Here is a 19,001-nt window from a genome sequence, read left to right as displayed (position 1 = left end):
TAATTCTTTGGTCAGAACTATTTTGAGTGTAGCACAAATGGCTTTTTTAGTTGTCTAGCTTAATTTTACAATCGGCGTTATTTAAATCTTTATACAGTTGGACTAATAAAATTGAATGGCGAAATCGTCAATACTGAAGAAGCTTTGTTAGAACAAATCAAATCTTTCTTAGAAGGTAGTGATGTTCATGACTTATAAAAAATATCGTTCCGCACTTTTAATCTTTGCAGCTATCTGCTTGGCTTACAATAGTTATGAATTCGCAATTGGTAAATATTCTACCAGGCAGGGCATTATCTTTATCATCGAATGCTTAGCTGGTGTGGCACTGATTTTCTTACCGGAAATCATTACCAAACTCTTCAGATTAGTGTTGCCTGAAAAAATTGTTTATTTTTATTGGTTTTTCCTAGTGATCTCTGTATTCTTAGGAACTTCTCTGCACATGATCTCGATTGTTTCTTTCTGGGATAAAATCCTACACTCTGTCAGCCCAATGGTCTTGACCGCGTTAGGCTACGGATTGATCGGCTTCTTCATGAAAGAAGCGGATATCAGCAAAACATCGCCATGGCTGTTCTTACTTTTCGGCTTTGCTTTTGCGGGCGTCTGTGGCGTCTTTTGGGAATTCTGGGAATTTCTCTGTGACACCATTGCCGACATGAACCTGCAACGCTATGCTACTTCCACTGGCGAATTATTAGTTGGGCGTGCAGCATTGATGGATACGATGGGCGATCTCTTGACTAATACAATAGGCGCCGTTCTAATGGGGATTTATGCGCTGGTTCAAAGTCATGGCAAGCCCGACTATTTCGAGGAATACCGCTTAAAGAAATTACACAAATAAAAAAAATTCCAAACCCCCTTCGGTTTGGAATTTTTTTATTGCTCATCTGGATGGTGATTTTCTTTCATCGTATAAGACGCTAAGACAATTTTGATGACTCCTGTGCGTTGCAACATCTTTTCCGGGATCTCATCGAACGGTCTATCCTTAGCGGCGTGAGCCATTAAGATATGCAAAGCGTGACGTTTCACTTCTAAGTCTTCTACCACTTCGGCTTTTCCAAAACCAATCAAGCTTTGATACGCATAAGAATAGCTAGCGGCATTGCGTGAGCCATTAATTAGCTGATGTTTGCCATCCATCTCTACGGCAACTTTAGGATTTTTTTTGATCATACTAACTTTTTTGCCTTCACTCGCGCCATGAACGTACAAGATTAGTTCTTCATCTGCCCATTCATAACCAAAATTTACCGGTACAACGTAAGGATAGTCTTCTCCATTCATAGCGATACGCAGCACTTGAGACTCCTCAACCATCTGCTTGATTGTTTCAAAATCAGTTACTTGTCGTTTTTGTCTTCGCATCCTTTTTCCTCCAGTCCTTTTTCTTCTCATTATATAGATTAAAATTTAAAAAGAAAACTATTTTTCAGTTCAATAAACTGAAAATTGATAAACCAAGCTTTTGCTTTTTTAGTGATAAAAACCTTTATTTATCAAGGATTTACTCTTTTTTTACCTCTACTTTTGTACTAAAATACCTTCTGTAATGATTTGAAAATTTGCTGAAAATGAAAGGCGTGTCGATTTTGATTGAAACTGTCGTATTTGATATCGATGATACTATTTACGATCAACAAGAACCATTTCGCAAAGCGGTCCAAAAATTATTTCCTTTAGTGAGTGAAGAAGATATGCTTCCTCTTTATACACGTTTTCGTGTGCATAGTGACGCCAACTTTAATAAGGTGATCACACAAGAATGGACATTGGAATTCATGCGTAACCACCGCATCAGTCAATCTTTAAAAGATTTAGATTATCCTCACATTACCGATGAACAGGCGCTTACTTTTCAAGAAGTCTACGAAGCGGAGCTTGATGCGATCACGATGCACCAAGAAGTCGAAAAATGTTTGGATTTTCTTAAACAAAAAGAAGTTCCTATCAGCATTATCACCAACGGGCCAACTGATCACCAATATAAAAAGATTCTCCAGTTAGGGCTGTTAAACTGGGTCGAAGAAGAAAATATTATTATTTCCCAAGCAACGGGTTTTGAAAAACCAGACGTTGAAATCTTTGATCTTGGAAAAAAACAGTTCTCCTTGCAGCCAGAAAACTCTCTTTACGTAGGAGATAATTTTAACAACGATGTCATCGGTTCAAAACGTGCCGGTTGGCAAGCGCTTTGGCTAAACCATCGCAATCGTCAATTACCGAAAGGAACGTCGCAGATTCAAGACATTGAATTAACGTCTTTTGAACAATTATTGCCGACCTTCCAACATATTTTCGCTTAATTTATTTTATAAAAAAGACACAGTAGACAACGGGCTGATAGATCCCATTGTCTACTGTGTCTTTACTTATTTCTTTGTAACTAAAGCGATTGACGATACACTTTTTAGAGCCCTAGAGAGTAGTATATTCATCCCAGTGATCATAGCGTTATGACAACAATGAGACCTCAGTCGCGTTCGTTTGCCAAACTTGAAAGTCCTCATCAGACGCTACTTAAAGGGCTCATTATGACCTAGACCGGAATTTTTTTAACAAGTTGTTCTAACATCGCAAAAGAAGTTGAGCCTTTTGCCTCAACTTCTTTTGCTTATTTTCTTATTCGTGATGGTCTTCATCGTATTCCATTTGACGATATTTTTCCATTTTTTTACTAAATAGAACACCATTTGATGGTGGTGTATAGGTAATCGCATTAGCACCTGCGTTGATCGTTGCTTCAATCGTTTCATCATCCGGTCCACCGGTAGCAATGATGGGTAGATCAGGATAATCTTGGCGGAATTGCTTGACGACCTCTACCGTATCTTTTCCAGCACTAATATTAATGATATCTACACCGGCAGCAAGTTTATCATCAATTTTTGAATAGAATGAGGTAACTGTTGCAATGACTGGAATGTCCACTACATCATTAATTGCTTTGATCGTTTCGACTGGCGTTGGGCCATTCACGACTACCCCTAGGCTTCCCTGTGCTTCCGCAAACATGCCCATATAAGCCGAGCGCTTGCCATGCGTCAATCCGCCAGCCACGCCAGAAAAGACTGGAATATCCGCGGCTTCGATAATGCTTTTCGTAATCGCCGGATGGGGGGTGAATGGATACACGGCAATCACCGCATCTGCATCGGTATTGCGAATAATCGCGATATCCGTAGTGAAAATAATCGAACGAATTTTTTTCCCAAAGATCAAAATACCAGAACACTTCTTGATTACTTGCGGGACTCGCACGATGTCATTGCGTAATTCAGTCATTATTTCCGGGACGTATTTTTCTGTCATACAATCAGCTCCTCGTTCATATTGATGTGGATCTGTTTCATGCCACATTCATTCGCTAATTTCTTAGCTTAAGTTTACTATGAATGATCGTACTGTTCCAAATTATACGTCTCAATGACATTAATGATTTTATTCGCATACCCAGGGTCGGTGGCATAACCAGCCGTCTGCAAGGCTTGGGCCGCCTGCCGATAATCAGAGGCTGTAAGAACGTCTGCATAAAGCTGTGGATTCCAATTGGTCCCATTAACAAAAAGCATCGTGTGATCGTCGAGAGAGTCTTTCCATGAAGAATAGACTTTAAAGTCTCCTTGAATCGTGATCCATTGTTCATTCATATATTCCTTGGTTTCAAGACTGACCTTAGGCTGATTACCTGAAGCCTTGATCCCAAAAAGATTTTTGTATTGGCTAGCAAGTTGTGATTGACCCCAATTTGATTCCAAGATTGCTTGCCCTAAAATAATACTAGGAAGAATCCCATAACCTTGCTGCAATTCTTTTGCATGAGGTGCTAGTTGATCAATAAACTCTTGATGAGAAAGGGTCTCCTGTTGTTCTGGTGTATTCTCTACTCCGAAATCGGATAGTGTATGTAAAGAAAAAACGAAAGCCAAACCAATCACCAAGATCCCAGCGAAAATCAGTGGGATCGAAATGTTGGACTTCCGTTTTTGATATTTTTTCTTCTTAGGCATAGTGCCTCCTTACTTGGCAGATAACTGTTTCAGGAACTCTTCTAAGGTTAAATCATTTTTCGTAATATATTCAGCGTTTTCTTTGCCAACATAGCGAATATGCCAGGGCTCATAAGTGATTCCAGTAATATCTTGTCGATCTTTCGGATAACGAATGATAAAGCCATATTTTGGCGCATTCTCTGCAATCCATTTCGCTCCCGGTTGATCGCCGTAGGATGCATCTAAAACTTGAGTGGAATAAGAATTGTACCAATCTTGATCCACAATATCTACCGCCAAACCAGTATGGTGTTCACTGAACCCTGGTTCGGTAATCGTTTCTTTCGTTTTAGCGATCGCGTCCGCTTCTGATACCCCATTCCCACTGATTATGCCGTTTACGTTCGTATCAAAAACTTCCTTTTGCGATTCAACTGAGCGAAAAGCTGAGACAATCACTAACGGAAAGCCGGCTTTTGTGGCCGCTTCTGAGAATGCTTCATAGTCCGAAGCGATCCGTTTATCGACTTGATGACTATTATCAGACAGTGTAGCTAACTGACTTTCATCCACTTCTTTTTCAATTTTATTTTTCGGACCAACCAAAACGAGGTTCCAATTTTCAGCGCTAGCCGTAGGTAATGCTTTTTGCACGGCATTTTTCTTAGTACTCTTCTTCTCAAAAGAATAAGTTGTCGCTGTCGTTTTCTTAGCACTCGTTTCCGACGGAGCACTGTAAAAAAGGGAATAACCGGTCATCCCAAGCATAATGATGACGGAAAGTAGTCCTACTGTTTTTTTCAATATAAAAAATCCTCTCGTTAATCGTCTAGTGACGTATAGGTCTCTGTTAAGTTTTCATTCACCCAATCAAGTAATGCGGTTTGTGTTTGCGCACTAGCAATTTGATTTTGGACATGTGCAGGCAAACGAAAACTTAGGATATCACTATACCCCCAGCTATCATAATCGATCGTGACTCTAAGATCGATAAAGTCGCTGTTTTCTTCTTCGTTTTTATTTTTAAATGGAATCATTTCCACTTGAGCCAACCCACTAGCGATCCATTTTTGCGCGACGATCGTCTTCATTTCACGGTATTCTGCCACCGCCGTCGGACGCTTTTCTGGAAATAGGAACGTCTGACGAATCACCTTTTGGCTTAACATCCATTCGTAATCGCTGAATAAATTCTTGATTTTTTGGTTTGCTTCCGGAGATAAATTATTTTGGCCAGCCTTCCACTGCAGCCATTGATGATCAGAAACGCCTAAATAGTCTTGATAAAAATCTTGTTCTGAATGAAATTGTTCAAAAATTGCACTAATCACTAAATCTAAATAAATTTGATTCAAAATAATCCCTCCTATACTATTTTACTGAATTTCCAAGAAAAATACAGTGCTTTGCCAAATCGATTGAAATAATTTAAGATTTATTGCTATACTCTAAAGGAAATCTTATTCTTCTAGTCCTTGAATAATTTTACCAAAAAGGACAGTCAAATTCATTTTTTAACTGCATCTTTACAAAATAATGGCTCAACAGGAGGAAAAAATGACAAAATTACAATGGGGAATCATCGGACTTGGGCAAATTGCGCATGACTTCGCCGAAACTTTTAATCAATCTAGCAGTCAGCTGACCGCTTGTGCATCACGTTCGCTAGCTAAAGCCGAGACATTTGCGCAACAATTTAATTTATCGAAAGCCTATGGCAGTTACGAAGAGCTTTTAGCGGATAAGGCGATCGACATCATTTACATCGCTGTGCCAAATCGCCAACACAGTCAACACATTATGCAAGCCTTACATGCTGGTAAACATGTGTTATGTGAAAAAGCGATTACTATGAATGCAGCGGAATTACAAGCTGCAATAGAATTAGCTGAACAAAACGAATTAATCTTGGCTGAGGCAATGACGATTTTCAATATGCCATTGTACCAAGAACTTCATGGATTAATCGACAGCGGTCGTTTAGGGAACTTAAAAATGATCCAAGCCCCTTTTGGCAGCTATAAAGAACCAGACCCAACCAATCGTTTCTTTAATCCCGATTTAGCTGGTGGAGCATTGTTGGATATTGGCACCTACGCTGTTTCCTTCGCCCGATGGTTCTTGTCTGAGCAACCGGAAGTCGTCGCTTCTACCATGATTCCTTTTTCTACTGGTGTCGATGAACAATCGGTGACGATTTTACAAAATCAGAAAAACGAATTAGCGACAATCAACTTGACCTTCCAAGCTAAAATGCCGAAAAAAGGCATTGTTGCTTTTGAAAATGGGTATCTTACCATTGAGGACTATCCACGGGCAGATAAAGCGGAATTATTCTTTAACGATGGTACGACTGAGACGATTGAATCTGGTTTTACTGGTAACGCCATGAATTATGAAATTGAAAACATGGTCAAGGTCATTAATGGTGAATTGCCAAATAAATCACTATTCTTTACGAAAGACGTCATTGATATTTTGGATCAAATGCAGCAAAAATGGCATAAATAAATTAGACTCAAAGGTGCTAACCAGTCAACACCTTTGTTTTTTTATCTAATATCCGCTAAACTATTTATTAGATAAATAGATTCGGAGGAAGGGGAAAATTATGCAGATTGGGCGTTTTCGCTTAGGCATGCGCACTATCAAAACGGCTCTGGCCGTCATGCTGTGTATTTTACTATTTTACTTGACTGATCGCGGCTCGCCATTGATTGCCGCACTAGCTGCTGTTTTTTCATTAAGGCAAGACTTAACTACCAGTATCTCTTTTGGTCGTTCGCGGGTCTTAGGAAACTCCCTTGGTGGGCTATTTGCAATGATTTTTTATTACATCCAATCGTTTTTCAAAAATGACTTTTATGTAGAACTCTTTTTATTGCCCTTCTTCGTAATTTTAGTTATCGTACTTTCTGATGGAATAAACAACAATTCCGGAATTATCTCGGCCATCGCCACGATGCTGCTAATCGCCTTCAGTATCCCTCAAGGAGAGTCGATTCTTTATGCCTTGAATCGAGTGCTGGATACATTTATTGGGACTATCATCGCGATTTCTTTAAACGGTGTCATCTCGCCTCAGACGGACGAAAAAGAAAAGCAAATCAAAGAGGATCTAGTCGAACTGCGAAAAAAGGAAGCCGATTTGAACAAAATGCTCTATGACGTAAAAAAACAAATAAAAGATCAGACTCAAAAGTGAGTCTGATCTTTTTAATTTTTTGTCGCCAATGCGACGGTTCAAGTTTTAAGCATCAATAGACTAAAAATAGAACTTACATCGAAACATTTTGTTAACCATTCTCGTTGATGGGTTTCATCCCAACAAACGCCTATGACCTGCCTCGTCTATTGTTCTTTAGTAGCCATTGTTCGTCGTCAATAGAGAAATAGACTGGAAGCAAAGATCCCTTACCTTATTATCAGAATTTTTTTCTTATACCCCTGTTTTGATCGTTTTCTACCATTGAATTTCTTCAATTGATTGTGGATTTGGGTTCAACTCTTGACTACGAACGTGAGCATCGTTAATGCGAATGACTCGATCCGCCATGGCGGCGATTGCTGAGTTGTGAGTAATAATTACCACCGTTGTCCCATTTCTTCGAGCGGTATCTTGCAAAATCTTTAAAATTTGTTTTCCTGTTTCAAAATCAAGCGCACCTGTGGGCTCATCACACAATAATAATTTAGGTTGCTTCGCTAGCGCTCGAGCAATGGTCACCCGTTGCTGCTCACCGCCTGATAACTGTGCTGGAAAATTAGCCATTCGTTCACCTAAACCAACTGATTGGAGCACTTCTTCAGGATTCATGGCATCTGAAACAATTTGTGAAGCCAATTCAACGTTTTCCTTAGCCGTCAAATTGGGGACCAAATTATAAAATTGAAAAACGAAGCCAACATCATTCCGACGATAAGTTGTCAGCTCCTTGTCATTGAATCGAGCAATGTCTGTTCCATCAACAATCACTTGCCCTTCATCACAGCTATCCATTCCCCCTAAAATATTCAAAACCGTCGATTTCCCCGCTCCACTTGGGCCAAGAATGACGGCTACTTCCCCTTGTTCAATCGAAAAAGTGACCTTTTCATTGGCACGAATAGTCGTTTCTCCCATTTTATAATGTTTGCTTTCATCTATTACATCAATATAAGCCATGTTTAGTCTCCTTAGTCGCTTTTTCTCACTATATTTAGTTTACCATAATCTCTTCCTTGGTAGGCTATTATTTATTCTATCAGCAGGAGGTGTCAACTATTGAAAATGAATCCTTAGATGAACTTTTGAAAGTCACTCTTCTTGAAGACAAAAAAGGTATTTAAGTTTGGAGTATAAAACGCCAGACAAATTTCTATTTTCACAACATTAATTGACCCTTTTGTTCATAAAAATCTTGCATTTCTACTCATGCATTTAATTATAGTGTTTTCTATTGACACTCTGGATCTATGAAAAATTGTCGAAGATTTGAGGCTAACACCAATAAAGTGAAAGAAACGATCCGGAAATAGGTGTTAAATCAATCAATTTTCATTATATGATCTTTGAACTTCTTGATACTCAAACAGCTAATTAAGATCGCTGGAAAAACTTGAAGCGGAAACAAAAGCAGAAGTAATGCTGCACTTACATAAGGCTGATTCAAAATCATCGTCAGACTAGTTGCAACTACCACACCAACAATTAACTCTGGTGTATAAGGAAACAATTGAACAACTGCAAAACCTATTGCTGTGCTTGAAAAAATCGCAGGAAAAATTTTCCCTCCTCGCCAGCCAAAAGAAAAACAAATATTCGTCAAAGTAGCTTTACCAATTCCTAATAATACTAAATTGAATAGTGGAAATTGAATCGCTTCCTTTGAAAAAGGGAAAAGCTGATGTTCTCCAGAAAAAAGAAAATATGGAGACCATAAGGCAAAAACACCAATACAAAGTCCAGCAATCAAAGCCGCTAGAATCGGATGGTTTAATTTTCTTGCCAATTCATCTGTAATCATTTCAATTTTTAGAAAGAGAATACCAAAGAGTCCCCCTACTAAAAACGCCAAAGGGACTAGAACAATTGCCTGCCATTTCCACACAATCGTTTTAGAAAAGTAGAGTGTAAATACACTTTCTTCGGGGAATAGTCGTTTAACACTCAGAAAACCTATCAAACCAAATAAGGTACTTAATCCATACAGTAGTATTCTTTTCAATCTACTATCGATCGTTGGATAATTATGTTCCTCAAATGCTTCACCAATCCCTGCTAAAGGCGCCCGAAAAATTGCGGCCAACATGGTACCAATACCAAGCTTTAATAATCTTTCTTTATTTTTTAGCGTCAATTTTAGATGATCACCCATCCAAGTAATCATTCCTCCTAGTATTCCTGATAAAGCAGCTTCTGGTCCTAAGCTGGCTCCAAACATCAATACAATAACTGCAGCTAAAAAATTTTTCCCAATTTGATCTTGATAAGTAACTCGTCCTTTTTGCTTAAACTCACTTAGTGTCTCGTGCATGGTTATGGGATAATTTCCAAATTTTGTTTGTACTAGTCCGACTAAAACACCTCCAAAGAGTCCCACTAAGATTGGATAAAAGGGGATCGAAACCATGTGCGGAATACTTACCCAAACAAACTCAATCAAAAAATTGACCAATGTCAAAAATAGTGCCGCACCAACGCCTACAATCAATCCCAAGACACAACTGTACATCACAAATGAGGTAGAAAAACGCATAGTACACCTTCTTTTCTTAAGAGTCTTTTATAAACCTTGTTTTACAAGTATCCTCCTTATGTCAATTCCTGACCCCAAAAAATAAATCAGCTATCTAAATTTTCAATCTCATTTCGAATAGAAAACATTTGGGTTTCTAGCTGATTAATTTCATCTGAGATAGCTTGCAATTTTTCAGATAACTCTGGATTCTCTTTATTATTTTTATATCGTAAGCTATGCTCTAAGCTAGCCCAAAAATCCATTGCAATCGTTCGAAATTGAATCTCAACCTTCATTTTTTTTGTCTCTTCAAGAAAATAGACTGGGATTTCAATAACGACATGAACACTTCTATATCCACTTTCTTTAGGATTTTCAATATAATTTTTTAATTTTAAAATAGTTACATCAGGATGGCGGCTCAAAGAATCAATCAGTATATAAATATCATCCGTATACGAGCAAATAACTCTTAAACCGGCAAAATCGTGGATGTTATTAATAATATTTTCTTTTGAATAATTCAAGCGCTTACTATTTAATTTACTCACAATACTTTTAAAGCGCTTAATTCTTTTTTGTACCTGATGAATACTATTCTTTCTTCCCACATGACTATTACTACTGAGTTCTCTATCTATAATGAGTAACTTCGTTTCTACTTTATCTAAGGCTGAACGATAGTAAGTATCTAACTCTTGATAGAGTTCAATAACTTCAACTTCCATCACATGATTAGTCTCACTAGATTCCTTATTCAAAATATCCATCAACTGTGTTATCGAATATTCAATCATTTAATCCCCCTCTTTTCTATCCTACGATTGCTACACTTCCTATTAAGCGTATCATAAACAAAGGGGATCTTCTCATTAAAGGAACCAATAAAAGTCTATTTTTTTAACAGCGCACCGAATCCCCTGTTTAAACGTGGTTGCATAGGATGCACGTACCGTCAAATAATTATTTCAAGAGATTGTATTATGTACCGAGTAACTATTTCTACGATAAAAACAGATCGATCAAACCAACAAAAAAATTCACGACGCTAGTAAACAGAACGCTAGTACACTCAGAATCTATCATGCTTTTTACCGACAAGATGCACCCATTTATCAATCAATTGAATACGCAACTTTGGGTCTTTCAAAAGAATATGACTAAGGTTTTTTAGGTTTCGCGTTTTTCCTTTAAACGATCATTTTACCGTCTCAGTTCACTAACCCTCGAACTAAACACTCAGTTTGTTTTTATTTTCTTGAATTTTTGTATCAGACACAAAATCCAGTCTCTTATAAACAATTCTACTTTATTAGTTTTAACAAAAAGCGCCTTACGATTGGATAGTCGCTCCAATTGTTCGCTGTTTCTCTATTGTACCGACTCCACTAAAAGACTTCCCATTAAACTTGCTAATAAAAATTTTTAGCAAAAAAAAGCCTCAACCATTTTTCTGGTCGAGACTTTTTAAAATTTATTTGTTTTAAGCGTGGTAACGTTCCACACCGTCAAGGTAGGTTGCAACTAAATCCATTGTAGGGTCTAATACGATAAAGTCGGCAGCGCGGCCTTCAGCGATCATGCCGCACTTGTCATCGATTTTACAGCTGACAGCTGGTACATAAGAGGCCATCATGATAGCTTGTTCAGGAGTTGCGATATCCCAATCAACTACATTTTTAATTGCTTCTTTTAATTTCAAAATACTTCCAGCTAAGTTGCCAGATTCAAGACGGGCCGTTCCTTCTTTCACAACGACGGGGAATTCTCCTAAGTTGTAATTACCATCAGGCATACCGCCAGCCATCATACAGTCGGTGATCAATGCCACATGATCGTGTCCCGCTTTTTCCATCAAAACTTCTGCTGCTTGTGGATGAACATGATGTCCATCACAGATCAATTCTGAGAAAACATGTTGCAATGTAAGCAATGCGCCCACCATACCAGGTTCGCGATGATTCAAGCCGCGCATACCATTATATGCATGAACAAAGACACTTGCGCCTGCTTCCACTGCTTCTTGTGCTTCTTCTAAGGTTGCGTTTGAATGTCCTAGTGAAACTACAACGCCTTCATCAGTCACTGTTTTAACAAATTCTTTCACACCTTTACGTTCTGGTGCCAATGCGATTTTTTTGATTAAGCCGCCTGAAGCTTCTTGCCATTCATGGAATGTATCCAAATCAGGATCGCCAAAATAACTAGGATTTTGTGCGCCTTTATGTTCTTCGGTAAAGAACGGACCTTCAAAATAAATCCCTTGAATTTTTGCACCATCGACTTCTTGATACATACTGCCGATTGTTGCAGCAACATCTTTCAAACGCTCTTTGGTTGAAGTCAAGGTTGTTGGTAAGAAACTAGTCACACCACATGATAATAATCCTTCAGACATGACTTTGATGCCTTCTGCGTCATTATCCATCACGTCATGATTCTTGTACCCGTGGATATGTGTGTCCACTAAACCGGGAGCAATCCATTTTCCGCTTTGATCAACGATTTCTGCCCCTTCTGGTTTTGTTGCTGTATATGTGCCAAAAGTGCCATCCGTGATATCTAAATAGCCTGCGCCTTTAACGCCTGAGTTTAAAAAGAATTTGTCAGCATAAATAAATGTTTTCATTGTGAGCTCTCCTTTTGTCTTAGTAACTTAAAGTTACTCCTGAATCAAAAATAAGTCAAGAATGGTGTAGACCACTCTACAAATCTTTCATTTTCTCTAAAGCCCGTAGCATTTTTCGATAACCAATCACTGAATGTAGATCGTCTCGTGCCTCTAACATGCGGATTTTCAACTCCATCAGCTCATACAATTTGTAGTAGCTGCATTGTTGACGATTCCACTTCAACCCAATGTCAACTACTTTTTCAGCCAAATCTAAACGTTCCTGCTTGATTAAAAACGTCCCATAATTGACAAATAGATTGCTTAACTCACTACGTTCGGAATAATCGGCCATCATGGATTGAAAGAGCTCAAAGCTTTGATTGTAGTAACTTTGTGCGTCATTGACCTTCCCTAAAGCCGAATTCATTTTCCCAGCAAAATTCAATAATAAAATCCGGCTGTCAAAATAGCCGTAATACTTTTTCGAGACACAGATATCTAAGCCTTCAATTATGTGTGCCAAAGCCACTTCAGGATTTCCATCAATAAAATAGGCACAGACGCCTTTAAAGAAACAAACTTGCTGACGGTCCTTGTCTAAATGCGTAATTTGACGTTCGTCTAAGTAATCCAGGGTTGCTTGGATTTCTAAATATTTTCCTGTCCGTAAATACATGAACATCTTATTAAAATATTTCCGTAAAAATAATTCCTCTGGTAGAAAATCAAGCATCAATTGATCAATGGTGATTCCCAGCCGATGACAAAGCTGCTTAATGACAAAAATATTGGGAATTTCCTCGTCATTTTCGATTCGACTCAAAACACTTTGAGAACAGATACCAGCCGATAAATCTTTTTGCGTCATGCCATGTTCTTTGCGGAACTCTTTTAAGACTTGACCAATCGCTTCCATCTTTGCTTCCTCCAAAATATGCAAATTCACATTTTTAACTACTCTCATTTTAGCTGATGCGTGATAGACAAGCAACTTCTAGCTTCTAAAAACCGAAAAGCCTTGAAGCATCTTGAATAAAATAAAGTCATCTCACAAAATATATAACAACTGAAAAAATAGAGCTGCGACCTTTAACAGTCCCAGCTCTCGATTGTTTCAATTATAGCAATTATACGACTTTTTTATACGGCGAATGGGACTCGAACCCACACGGGAGAACTCCCACATGACCCTCAATCATGCTTGTCTACCAATTCCAACACCGCCGCAGAACGAATTTCATCATAGCTTAGCCAACTAGCAAAAGTCAATAGGCTAAACAATCGTCGTATCGTAAACATAAATAATAGTGCCCTTTAACCCAGCAATTCCGCGGAAAAATTTTTTATCCTCCTGTTTGCTCCAGGCTTCACGAAATAAAAAGAACTCTTCACGAGTCACTTCGAATTGATCAATCTCTCCAGCTCGTAACTGACTGATTTTTTCTTCAAATGGATTCACATACTTACTTCCTTTGTGTAGTTCGATTAAATAATTTTTACCTAGATAAGGAGCCGAGATTTTAAGCTAATCCCAGCTCCATTTTTGAATCAACAATGGGTCCGAAGCAGCTTCTTCGGACTTATTATCTCATTGTTTGAAATTAGACATTTTTGACTGTAACTTTGCTCTTAATCATGAAAATATTTGCTGTCTTCCAGCTTTGAGTTATCCTCTTGCATGATTCCTCGCAGTGAACGATCCAAACGCTGACGTGTTTTCTTTCTTTCCAACGCCGGCTGTTCTTCTTTTTCTGACGCAAAAAGAATATACGATTGGCGCGGCTTTTCCATCCGCTGCATTAATTCCTTAGGCGATACAGCATCTGACGGATCATCGGGGATCAGTGATGACGGCACAAATTTCGGCGCAAAAGGGGTAGCGCTGCGGCCACGTCCACTACGGGTGTTAATGCTAGAAGTTTTCGTCCGTTCCTTAGGTTTAGGTTCTTCAAACAATTTCACGGTTTTACGTTCAGTGTGTTCAGCATGATAGCTCGGTAAGTTTGCTTTGTGAAGTTTTAATTCTCTGCTGCGAGGTTCTTCCTGCAAATTCACTCGCCGTGTTCGCTTAACTTTCGGCAAAGGGCGATTAAAAATATCCTGCGCCTCTAATTTATACTCTGTCAGCAAGTCATCCTCGCCATCAAACAAGACTCGGCCACTTTGATTGCCATAGGCTAGCTTGACTCCTGATTCATCATCAAAAGCAGGAAAGCGACCTTTTTTTCTGCTGTATGTTTGCATCAAATCATCCTTATTGTTGTGATATAGGATAGTTTAGCATAAATGCTAAAAAAATGCTTCGAAATCTCCAGCCATCCAATCATTCCTCAGCCAGAAATTCACCAACTGTCAGAGATGAACAAACTACCTTTGGGTGCTAAAACCTCTCCTTCGATGATTCGATTCAACACGTCATAATCCCCTTTATAAGCTAATGGACTGGACAGTTCCCCAATATTGATACATTGCTCTTGATTCGATAGATTAAGCGCATAGATGACATAGGCATTTTCTGTGTAGCGAATGATGCCAAAAAGTTGTTGCCTTTGCGAATAGAATGGAAAAAATTCCCCGTATTTCAAGACATCGAATTTTTTTCGCCGCTGAACCCATTTTTGACAACTGTTGAATAACGCCTGATTGATCGACTGCCAGGGGAAAAAGCGGCGATTCTCTGGATCTTTTCCGCCAGTCAGCCCAGCTTCATCCCCATAATAAATACAAGGGATGCCCGGCATCATGAACATTAATCCCCAGGCTTGATCTAACGCCTCTAATGCCCCTTCCAACATCGTTAAAATTCGCTCCGTGTCATGGGTGCCAATATTATTCAACTGATTATAGTAAAAATCTCTCGGATAGTTTTCCTGATAACGGATCATCTCTTCGCATATTTCCTGCAATGTCCGATAACCTTTTAAGATATCTAAAATCTGCTGACGCAAAGGATAGTTCATCACACCTTGTAAATGATCCCCAAAAACATATCTTCTACGAGTATCATACGCAATCTTATTAGAGGCGTCCTCCCAAACTTCTCCAATCAAGATTTTTTCTTGATAGAAGGACAAATGCTTACGAATTCCCGCGATAAAATCATCCGTCAATTCATCCGCGACATCCAGCCGCCACCCATCGACTCCGAGGGTTGTCCACTTGGCTAACACACTGTCTAAATCCCCGTAAATAAATTCTTGATAATGAGGATTCTCTTTCCGGACCTCAGGTAAATCAGCAATCCCCCACCACGATTTGTAATCAGTGGGGTATTGATTGAAGGTGAACCACTCCCGGTACGGACTCTTAGGATCAAGCGCCGCTCCTGTATGCTTGCCGTACAGACCGGAGATATTAAAATAGCGGCTGTCCTTTCCTACATGTGAGAAAACACCGTCGAGAATGACCGCGATTCCTGACTCATGTAGTTCAGTGATCAACTCATGGAAATCTTCCTCCTTACCCAAGACACCATCGATTTTAAAATAATCATTCGTGTCATAGCGATGATTTGAACTCGCTTCAAAAATCGGATTCAAATATAAAGCTGTGATCCCTAGTTCTTTTAAGTAAGGAATCTTTTCTTTGATGCCTTTTAGATTGCCGCCAAAAAAATCCCAACGATCGATCTCATTTTTTTGGTTCCGAATATAATAAGGATCATCTTCCTCTGTCCCATAAATAAATGAATTTTTTTTCGGCTGGTTCACTATGCGATCCGGATTGCCATTAGCAAAACGATCGGGAAAGATTTGATAAAAAACAGCATCACGGTACCATTTAGGAGCAACCTCAGGTTTTTGGTAACAGGTTAGTTGATAGGGCAGAACTTCTTGTTCGGAACCATATATTTTTCCTTCGCCGCCTTGATCCTTAAAACCATAATACTGAATCGTCTCGTAGCCATTGGTTTCGCGAACGACTTTGAAGTAATAAAAGTATAGACCCCATCCTTGATTCATTGTCGTTTGAAAGTGGAAGCGTTCTTCCGCCACTGCCTCCATTGGCAAGACTCGTTGACCAAACGAACTACCTTCCTTCCGTACGATTAAAAAAACCTGCGTATTTTTCGCCTCTGGGACTGATAGCCAAAGGTCAATTTTCATGCCTTCCTGAACCGCGCCAAAGGGTTGTTTATACCGTTCGATCCATGGATTAAAGTAGATATGTCTCATGTTGAGTTACTCCTCGATTATCATTATGAGCGAATAATGGTTCAATCTGCCAAATATCATCCGCATACTGCTGCACAGTTCGATCAGAAGAGAAACGGCCAGCATTCGCTGTATTTCGTAAACTGATTTGACGCCAGCGACGTTGGTCTTGGTAAGCCTGATTCACAGATACTTGCGCTTTGCAATAATCTTCAAAATCTCTAAGCACAAAAAATTCATCATTATACTTGATTAGTGAGTCAAAAATTTCCTGACCTTCTTTTGTGATATTCGGAATCGATCCGTCAATCAAAGAATTGACTACTTTTTGAATCGTCGTATCACGTTCATACAGGTCAATCGCATGGTAATTTCTCTTTTCATAATACTGATAAACCTCGCCTTCGGTCAAACCGAAGATCGCAATATTATCGTCTCCTACCGCATCTCTAATTTCTACATTCGCCCCATCAAGCGTAGCAATCGTTACTGCACCATTCAACATTAGCTTCATATTCGACGTGCCTGAAGCTTCCTTAGAGGCCAAAGAAATTTGTTCACTGACATCCGCCGCCGGAATAATTCGCTCTGCTAAGCTGACATTATAATTTTCTAAAAAGATTAGTTTCAATTTTCCGTTGATCGTTTCATCAGCATTAATCAAGCTGGCTACTTCGTTGATTACTTTAATAATTGATTTGGCATAATGATAACTTGGTGCCGCCTTCGCCCCAAAAATAAAGACCCGTGGTTCGATTGGTAATTCCGGATTCTCTTTCAAGTCCAAATACAATTTGATGATATGCAATACATTCAGTAATTGCCGTTTATACGCATGCAGCCGTTTGATCTGAACATCAAAAATCGCATCAGGAGAGACTTCGACTCCACAATGACTTTTGATATACGCGGCCAAAATACGCTTATTCTGATATTTCGCCTCGGCTAAGGCATTCAACACGTGGTCGTCTTCCTCGTAATTTAATAGTAAACGTAAATCGTCTGAATTTTTACGCCACGTTTTTCCGATTGTTTCATCTAATACCTTGCTCATGGCTGGATTCGCTAATTGGACCCAACGCCGCATCGCAATTCCATTGGTTTTATTGTTAAAACGGTCAGGATAAAGTAAATAGAAATCATGCAACACAACGGCTTTCAATAAATCCGAATGGAGCTTCGCAACACCATTGGTAGAATGTGAACCAATGATCGCCAGATGAGCCATATGGACTTGTCCTTCTTGAATAATCCGCGTGCGTTGAATCAAATTAAAGTCTTGAACTCCAATCAATTCTTCCACAAAGCGCCGATCAATTTCTTCGATAATCTGATAAATCCGAGGGCAGACGTTTTTCATCATGTCAATCGACCATTTTTCTAACGCCTCCGCCATGATCGTATGATTCGTATAGCTCATGACTTTTCGTGTTAAATCCCACGCTCGCTCCCAACTCATTTGTTCCTCATCGACCAACAAACGCATGAACTCCGCTACACACATCGCTGGATGGGTATCATTAATATGGATCGCAATATATCGATTGATCTCATCCATCGGCTGGTTCAAACTTTTAAAATAGCGTAAGATACTTTGCACACCAGCAGAAACAAAAAAATATTCTTGCGTCAGGCGCATTTTACGCCCTGCTTCATTTGAATCATCTGGATATAAAACAGAAGTCAGATCTTCAAAGGAACGACGGGCTTCGATACTACGATAACGATCCTCTTCCTCTGGCGGAATTTCAAGCGACCACAGACGCATTGTATTGACGATTTTGTTTTGATAACCGACCATTCCAGTATCGTAAGGAACAGCGCGTAGCTTACTACCTCCTTCATAGACCGGAGATAGCTTCCCATATTGATCCGGTTTTAAATAAACATTCCCACCGATCTGAACATCCACAGCTTTGCTTTCTTTACGGACTTCCCACAAATTTCCCTTTTGCAGCCACTCATCCGGCAACTCCACTTGATAATTATCAACGAAACGCTGTTTGAATAAGCCATATTCATAGCGAATCCCGTTCCCATTTCCTGGTAAACCACAAGAAGCAATAGAATCCATAAAACAAGAAGCTAAGCGACCAAGTCCCCCATTACCAAGTGCCATGTCCGGCTCTATTTCGACTAGATCATTCAACTGAATTCCTAACTCATCTAATCCTTCTTCTACCAGCTCCAGCCAGCCCATATTCAGTAAATTACTTTTCAGCATTTTTCCCGGTAAAAACTCGATTGAAAAATAAAATGACTGTTTCTGGCTATTCTCTCGGTAATCTTTCCATGTTTCCCGCCAATCTTGAGAATATGCGGAGGTCATCAAAGAGCCTAGTGTTTGGTACAGCTCGTCAGAAGAAGCATCGGTAACCTCCATCGCAAATTTTTCGGCTAAACGTTGTTTGAATTTCTTTTTAAATTCCTTTTTATCCATTCTATTTCATCTCCAAGCTCCTACAATTTATAAAAAACAGCCTTCTTTTATTCACTAAGAATTAATGAAACA

At 39.2% G+C, this 19,001-nt stretch carries 18 protein-coding genes, 1 tRNA gene and 1 pseudogene; 5 read left to right on the top strand and 15 right to left on the bottom strand.

Annotation, left to right across the window (positions count from 1 at the left end; translation table 11 throughout):
* Positions 1-78: 78 nt before the first annotated feature.
* Positions 79-198, top strand: a pseudogene (locus FFM67_RS12385) (nucleoside 2-deoxyribosyltransferase); the annotation flags it as partial.
* The gene (locus FFM67_RS06590; RefSeq protein ID WP_371851571.1) at positions 182-850 is read left to right on the top strand and encodes a DUF2238 domain-containing protein; all 669 of its coding nucleotides are present in this window, start codon (positions 182-184) and stop codon (positions 848-850) included. The pseudogene FFM67_RS12385 and the gene FFM67_RS06590, both read left to right, overlap by 17 nt.
* Before the next feature lie 35 nt (positions 851-885).
* Here the strand turns inward: FFM67_RS06590 and FFM67_RS06585 are convergent, their stop codons facing one another.
* On the bottom strand, positions 886-1,377 hold the full coding sequence (locus FFM67_RS06585) for a pyridoxamine 5'-phosphate oxidase family protein (protein ID WP_137613780.1): 492 nt from the start codon (positions 1,375-1,377) through the stop codon (positions 886-888).
* Positions 1,378-1,583: 206 nt separating this feature from the next.
* Between FFM67_RS06585 and FFM67_RS06580 the strand changes: the two genes are divergently transcribed.
* On the top strand, positions 1,584-2,315 hold the full coding sequence (locus tag FFM67_RS06580; RefSeq protein WP_137613786.1) for an HAD family hydrolase: 732 nt from the start codon (positions 1,584-1,586) through the stop codon (positions 2,313-2,315).
* Positions 2,316-2,631: 316 nt separating this feature from the next.
* On the opposite strand, the gene FFM67_RS06575 is transcribed toward FFM67_RS06580, so the two are convergent.
* From FFM67_RS06575 to FFM67_RS06560, 4 genes are all read right to left on the bottom strand, one after another.
* Complete coding sequence (locus FFM67_RS06575) at positions 2,632-3,321, bottom strand: beta/alpha barrel domain-containing protein (protein WP_137613779.1); 690 nt, start codon at positions 3,319-3,321, stop codon at positions 2,632-2,634.
* A 77-nt stretch (positions 3,322-3,398) separates the two neighbouring features.
* The gene (locus tag FFM67_RS06570; protein WP_137613778.1) at positions 3,399-4,019 is read right to left on the bottom strand and encodes a glycoside hydrolase family 73 protein; all 621 of its coding nucleotides are present in this window, start codon (positions 4,017-4,019) and stop codon (positions 3,399-3,401) included.
* A gap of 9 nt (positions 4,020-4,028) precedes the next feature.
* The gene (locus FFM67_RS06565) at positions 4,029-4,805 is read right to left on the bottom strand and encodes a M15 family metallopeptidase (RefSeq protein ID WP_137613777.1); all 777 of its coding nucleotides are present in this window, start codon (positions 4,803-4,805) and stop codon (positions 4,029-4,031) included.
* A gap of 17 nt (positions 4,806-4,822) precedes the next feature.
* The gene (locus FFM67_RS06560) at positions 4,823-5,356 is read right to left on the bottom strand and encodes a hypothetical protein (protein WP_137613776.1); all 534 of its coding nucleotides are present in this window, start codon (positions 5,354-5,356) and stop codon (positions 4,823-4,825) included.
* A gap of 202 nt (positions 5,357-5,558) precedes the next feature.
* On the opposite strand from FFM67_RS06560, the gene FFM67_RS06555 reads away from it, so the two are divergent.
* A complete protein-coding gene (locus FFM67_RS06555; protein ID WP_137613775.1) occupies positions 5,559-6,512 on the top strand; it encodes a Gfo/Idh/MocA family protein in 954 nt (317 codons plus the stop codon).
* A 100-nt stretch (positions 6,513-6,612) separates the two neighbouring features.
* Positions 6,613-7,206, top strand: a complete 594-nt coding sequence (locus FFM67_RS06550) for an FUSC family protein (protein WP_137613774.1) — start codon at positions 6,613-6,615, stop codon at positions 7,204-7,206.
* 258 nt (positions 7,207-7,464) lie between these two features.
* On the opposite strand, the gene FFM67_RS06545 is transcribed toward FFM67_RS06550, so the two are convergent.
* The 10 genes from FFM67_RS06545 to FFM67_RS06500 form a co-directional block, all read right to left on the bottom strand.
* Positions 7,465-8,166: an ABC transporter ATP-binding protein gene (locus FFM67_RS06545; protein WP_137613773.1), complete on the bottom strand. Its 702-nt coding sequence runs from the start codon at positions 8,164-8,166 to the stop codon at positions 7,465-7,467.
* Positions 8,167-8,527: 361 nt separating this feature from the next.
* Positions 8,528-9,739, bottom strand: coding sequence for a chloride channel protein (locus FFM67_RS06540; RefSeq protein WP_137613772.1), 1,212 nt, complete (start codon positions 9,737-9,739; stop codon positions 8,528-8,530).
* An 86-nt stretch (positions 9,740-9,825) separates the two neighbouring features.
* Positions 9,826-10,518: a GTP pyrophosphokinase gene (locus tag FFM67_RS06535; protein ID WP_137613771.1), complete on the bottom strand. Its 693-nt coding sequence runs from the start codon at positions 10,516-10,518 to the stop codon at positions 9,826-9,828.
* A gap of 686 nt (positions 10,519-11,204) precedes the next feature.
* The gene (gene nagA / locus FFM67_RS06530; RefSeq protein ID WP_137613770.1) at positions 11,205-12,350 is read right to left on the bottom strand and encodes an N-acetylglucosamine-6-phosphate deacetylase; all 1,146 of its coding nucleotides are present in this window, start codon (positions 12,348-12,350) and stop codon (positions 11,205-11,207) included.
* 76 nt (positions 12,351-12,426) lie between these two features.
* On the bottom strand, positions 12,427-13,251 hold the full coding sequence (locus FFM67_RS06525) for a helix-turn-helix domain-containing protein (RefSeq protein ID WP_137613769.1): 825 nt from the start codon (positions 13,249-13,251) through the stop codon (positions 12,427-12,429).
* Positions 13,252-13,478: 227 nt separating this feature from the next.
* Positions 13,479-13,562: transfer RNA gene (locus FFM67_RS06520), tRNA-Leu, on the bottom strand.
* Between the two features lie 46 nt (positions 13,563-13,608).
* Complete coding sequence (gene ykzS / locus FFM67_RS06515) at positions 13,609-13,794, bottom strand: protein YkzS (RefSeq protein ID WP_137613768.1); 186 nt, start codon at positions 13,792-13,794, stop codon at positions 13,609-13,611.
* A gap of 170 nt (positions 13,795-13,964) precedes the next feature.
* Positions 13,965-14,579, bottom strand: a complete 615-nt coding sequence (locus tag FFM67_RS06510) for a hypothetical protein (protein ID WP_137613767.1) — start codon at positions 14,577-14,579, stop codon at positions 13,965-13,967.
* Positions 14,580-14,677: 98 nt separating this feature from the next.
* Positions 14,678-16,510: a glycoside hydrolase family 13 protein gene (locus tag FFM67_RS06505; protein ID WP_137613766.1), complete on the bottom strand. Its 1,833-nt coding sequence runs from the start codon at positions 16,508-16,510 to the stop codon at positions 14,678-14,680.
* Positions 16,491-18,929 carry a glycogen/starch/alpha-glucan phosphorylase gene (locus tag FFM67_RS06500; protein WP_137613765.1) on the bottom strand — a complete coding sequence of 813 codons (2,439 nt, stop codon included), beginning with the start codon at positions 18,927-18,929 and terminating at the stop codon, positions 16,491-16,493. The genes FFM67_RS06505 and FFM67_RS06500 overlap by 20 nt, the downstream gene beginning before the upstream one ends.
* Positions 18,930-19,001 lie beyond the last annotated feature (72 nt).

Origin of the sequence: Enterococcus viikkiensis (genome assembly GCF_005405345.1) — a bacterium.
GTDB classification, from domain to species: Bacteria; Bacillota; Bacilli; order Lactobacillales; family Enterococcaceae; genus Enterococcus_A; species Enterococcus_A viikkiensis.
Note: the sequence above shows the minus strand (reverse complement) of the source record. Positions and strands in the feature narration are given on the sequence as shown.

What these genes read in the sequence shown, in the direction of transcription:
- FFM67_RS06590 (WP_371851571.1), top strand. Translation starts at nt 182, where the DNA reads ATGTTCATGACTTATAAAAAATATCGTTCCGCACTTTTAATCTTTGCA.
- FFM67_RS06585 (WP_137613780.1), bottom strand. Translation starts at nt 1,377, where the DNA reads ATGCGAAGACAAAAACGACAAGTAACTGATTTTGAAACAATCAAGCAG.
- FFM67_RS06580 (WP_137613786.1), top strand. Translation starts at nt 1,584, where the DNA reads ATGAAAGGCGTGTCGATTTTGATTGAAACTGTCGTATTTGATATCGAT.
- FFM67_RS06575 (WP_137613779.1), bottom strand. Translation starts at nt 3,321, where the DNA reads ATGACAGAAAAATACGTCCCGGAAATAATGACTGAATTACGCAATGAC.
- FFM67_RS06570 (WP_137613778.1), bottom strand. Translation starts at nt 4,019, where the DNA reads ATGCCTAAGAAGAAAAAATATCAAAAACGGAAGTCCAACATTTCGATC.
- FFM67_RS06555 (WP_137613775.1), top strand. Translation starts at nt 5,559, where the DNA reads ATGACAAAATTACAATGGGGAATCATCGGACTTGGGCAAATTGCGCAT.
- FFM67_RS06550 (WP_137613774.1), top strand. Translation starts at nt 6,613, where the DNA reads ATGCAGATTGGGCGTTTTCGCTTAGGCATGCGCACTATCAAAACGGCT.
- FFM67_RS06545 (WP_137613773.1), bottom strand. Translation starts at nt 8,166, where the DNA reads ATGGCTTATATTGATGTAATAGATGAAAGCAAACATTATAAAATGGGA.
- FFM67_RS06540 (WP_137613772.1), bottom strand. Translation starts at nt 9,739, where the DNA reads ATGCGTTTTTCTACCTCATTTGTGATGTACAGTTGTGTCTTGGGATTG.
- FFM67_RS06535 (WP_137613771.1), bottom strand. Translation starts at nt 10,518, where the DNA reads ATGATTGAATATTCGATAACACAGTTGATGGATATTTTGAATAAGGAA.
- nagA (WP_137613770.1), bottom strand. Translation starts at nt 12,350, where the DNA reads ATGAAAACATTTATTTATGCTGACAAATTCTTTTTAAACTCAGGCGTT.
- FFM67_RS06525 (WP_137613769.1), bottom strand. Translation starts at nt 13,251, where the DNA reads ATGGAAGCGATTGGTCAAGTCTTAAAAGAGTTCCGCAAAGAACATGGC.
- FFM67_RS06510 (WP_137613767.1), bottom strand. Translation starts at nt 14,579, where the DNA reads ATGCAAACATACAGCAGAAAAAAAGGTCGCTTTCCTGCTTTTGATGAT.
- FFM67_RS06505 (WP_137613766.1), bottom strand. Translation starts at nt 16,510, where the DNA reads ATGAGACATATCTACTTTAATCCATGGATCGAACGGTATAAACAACCC.
- FFM67_RS06500 (WP_137613765.1), bottom strand. Translation starts at nt 18,929, where the DNA reads ATGGATAAAAAGGAATTTAAAAAGAAATTCAAACAACGTTTAGCCGAA.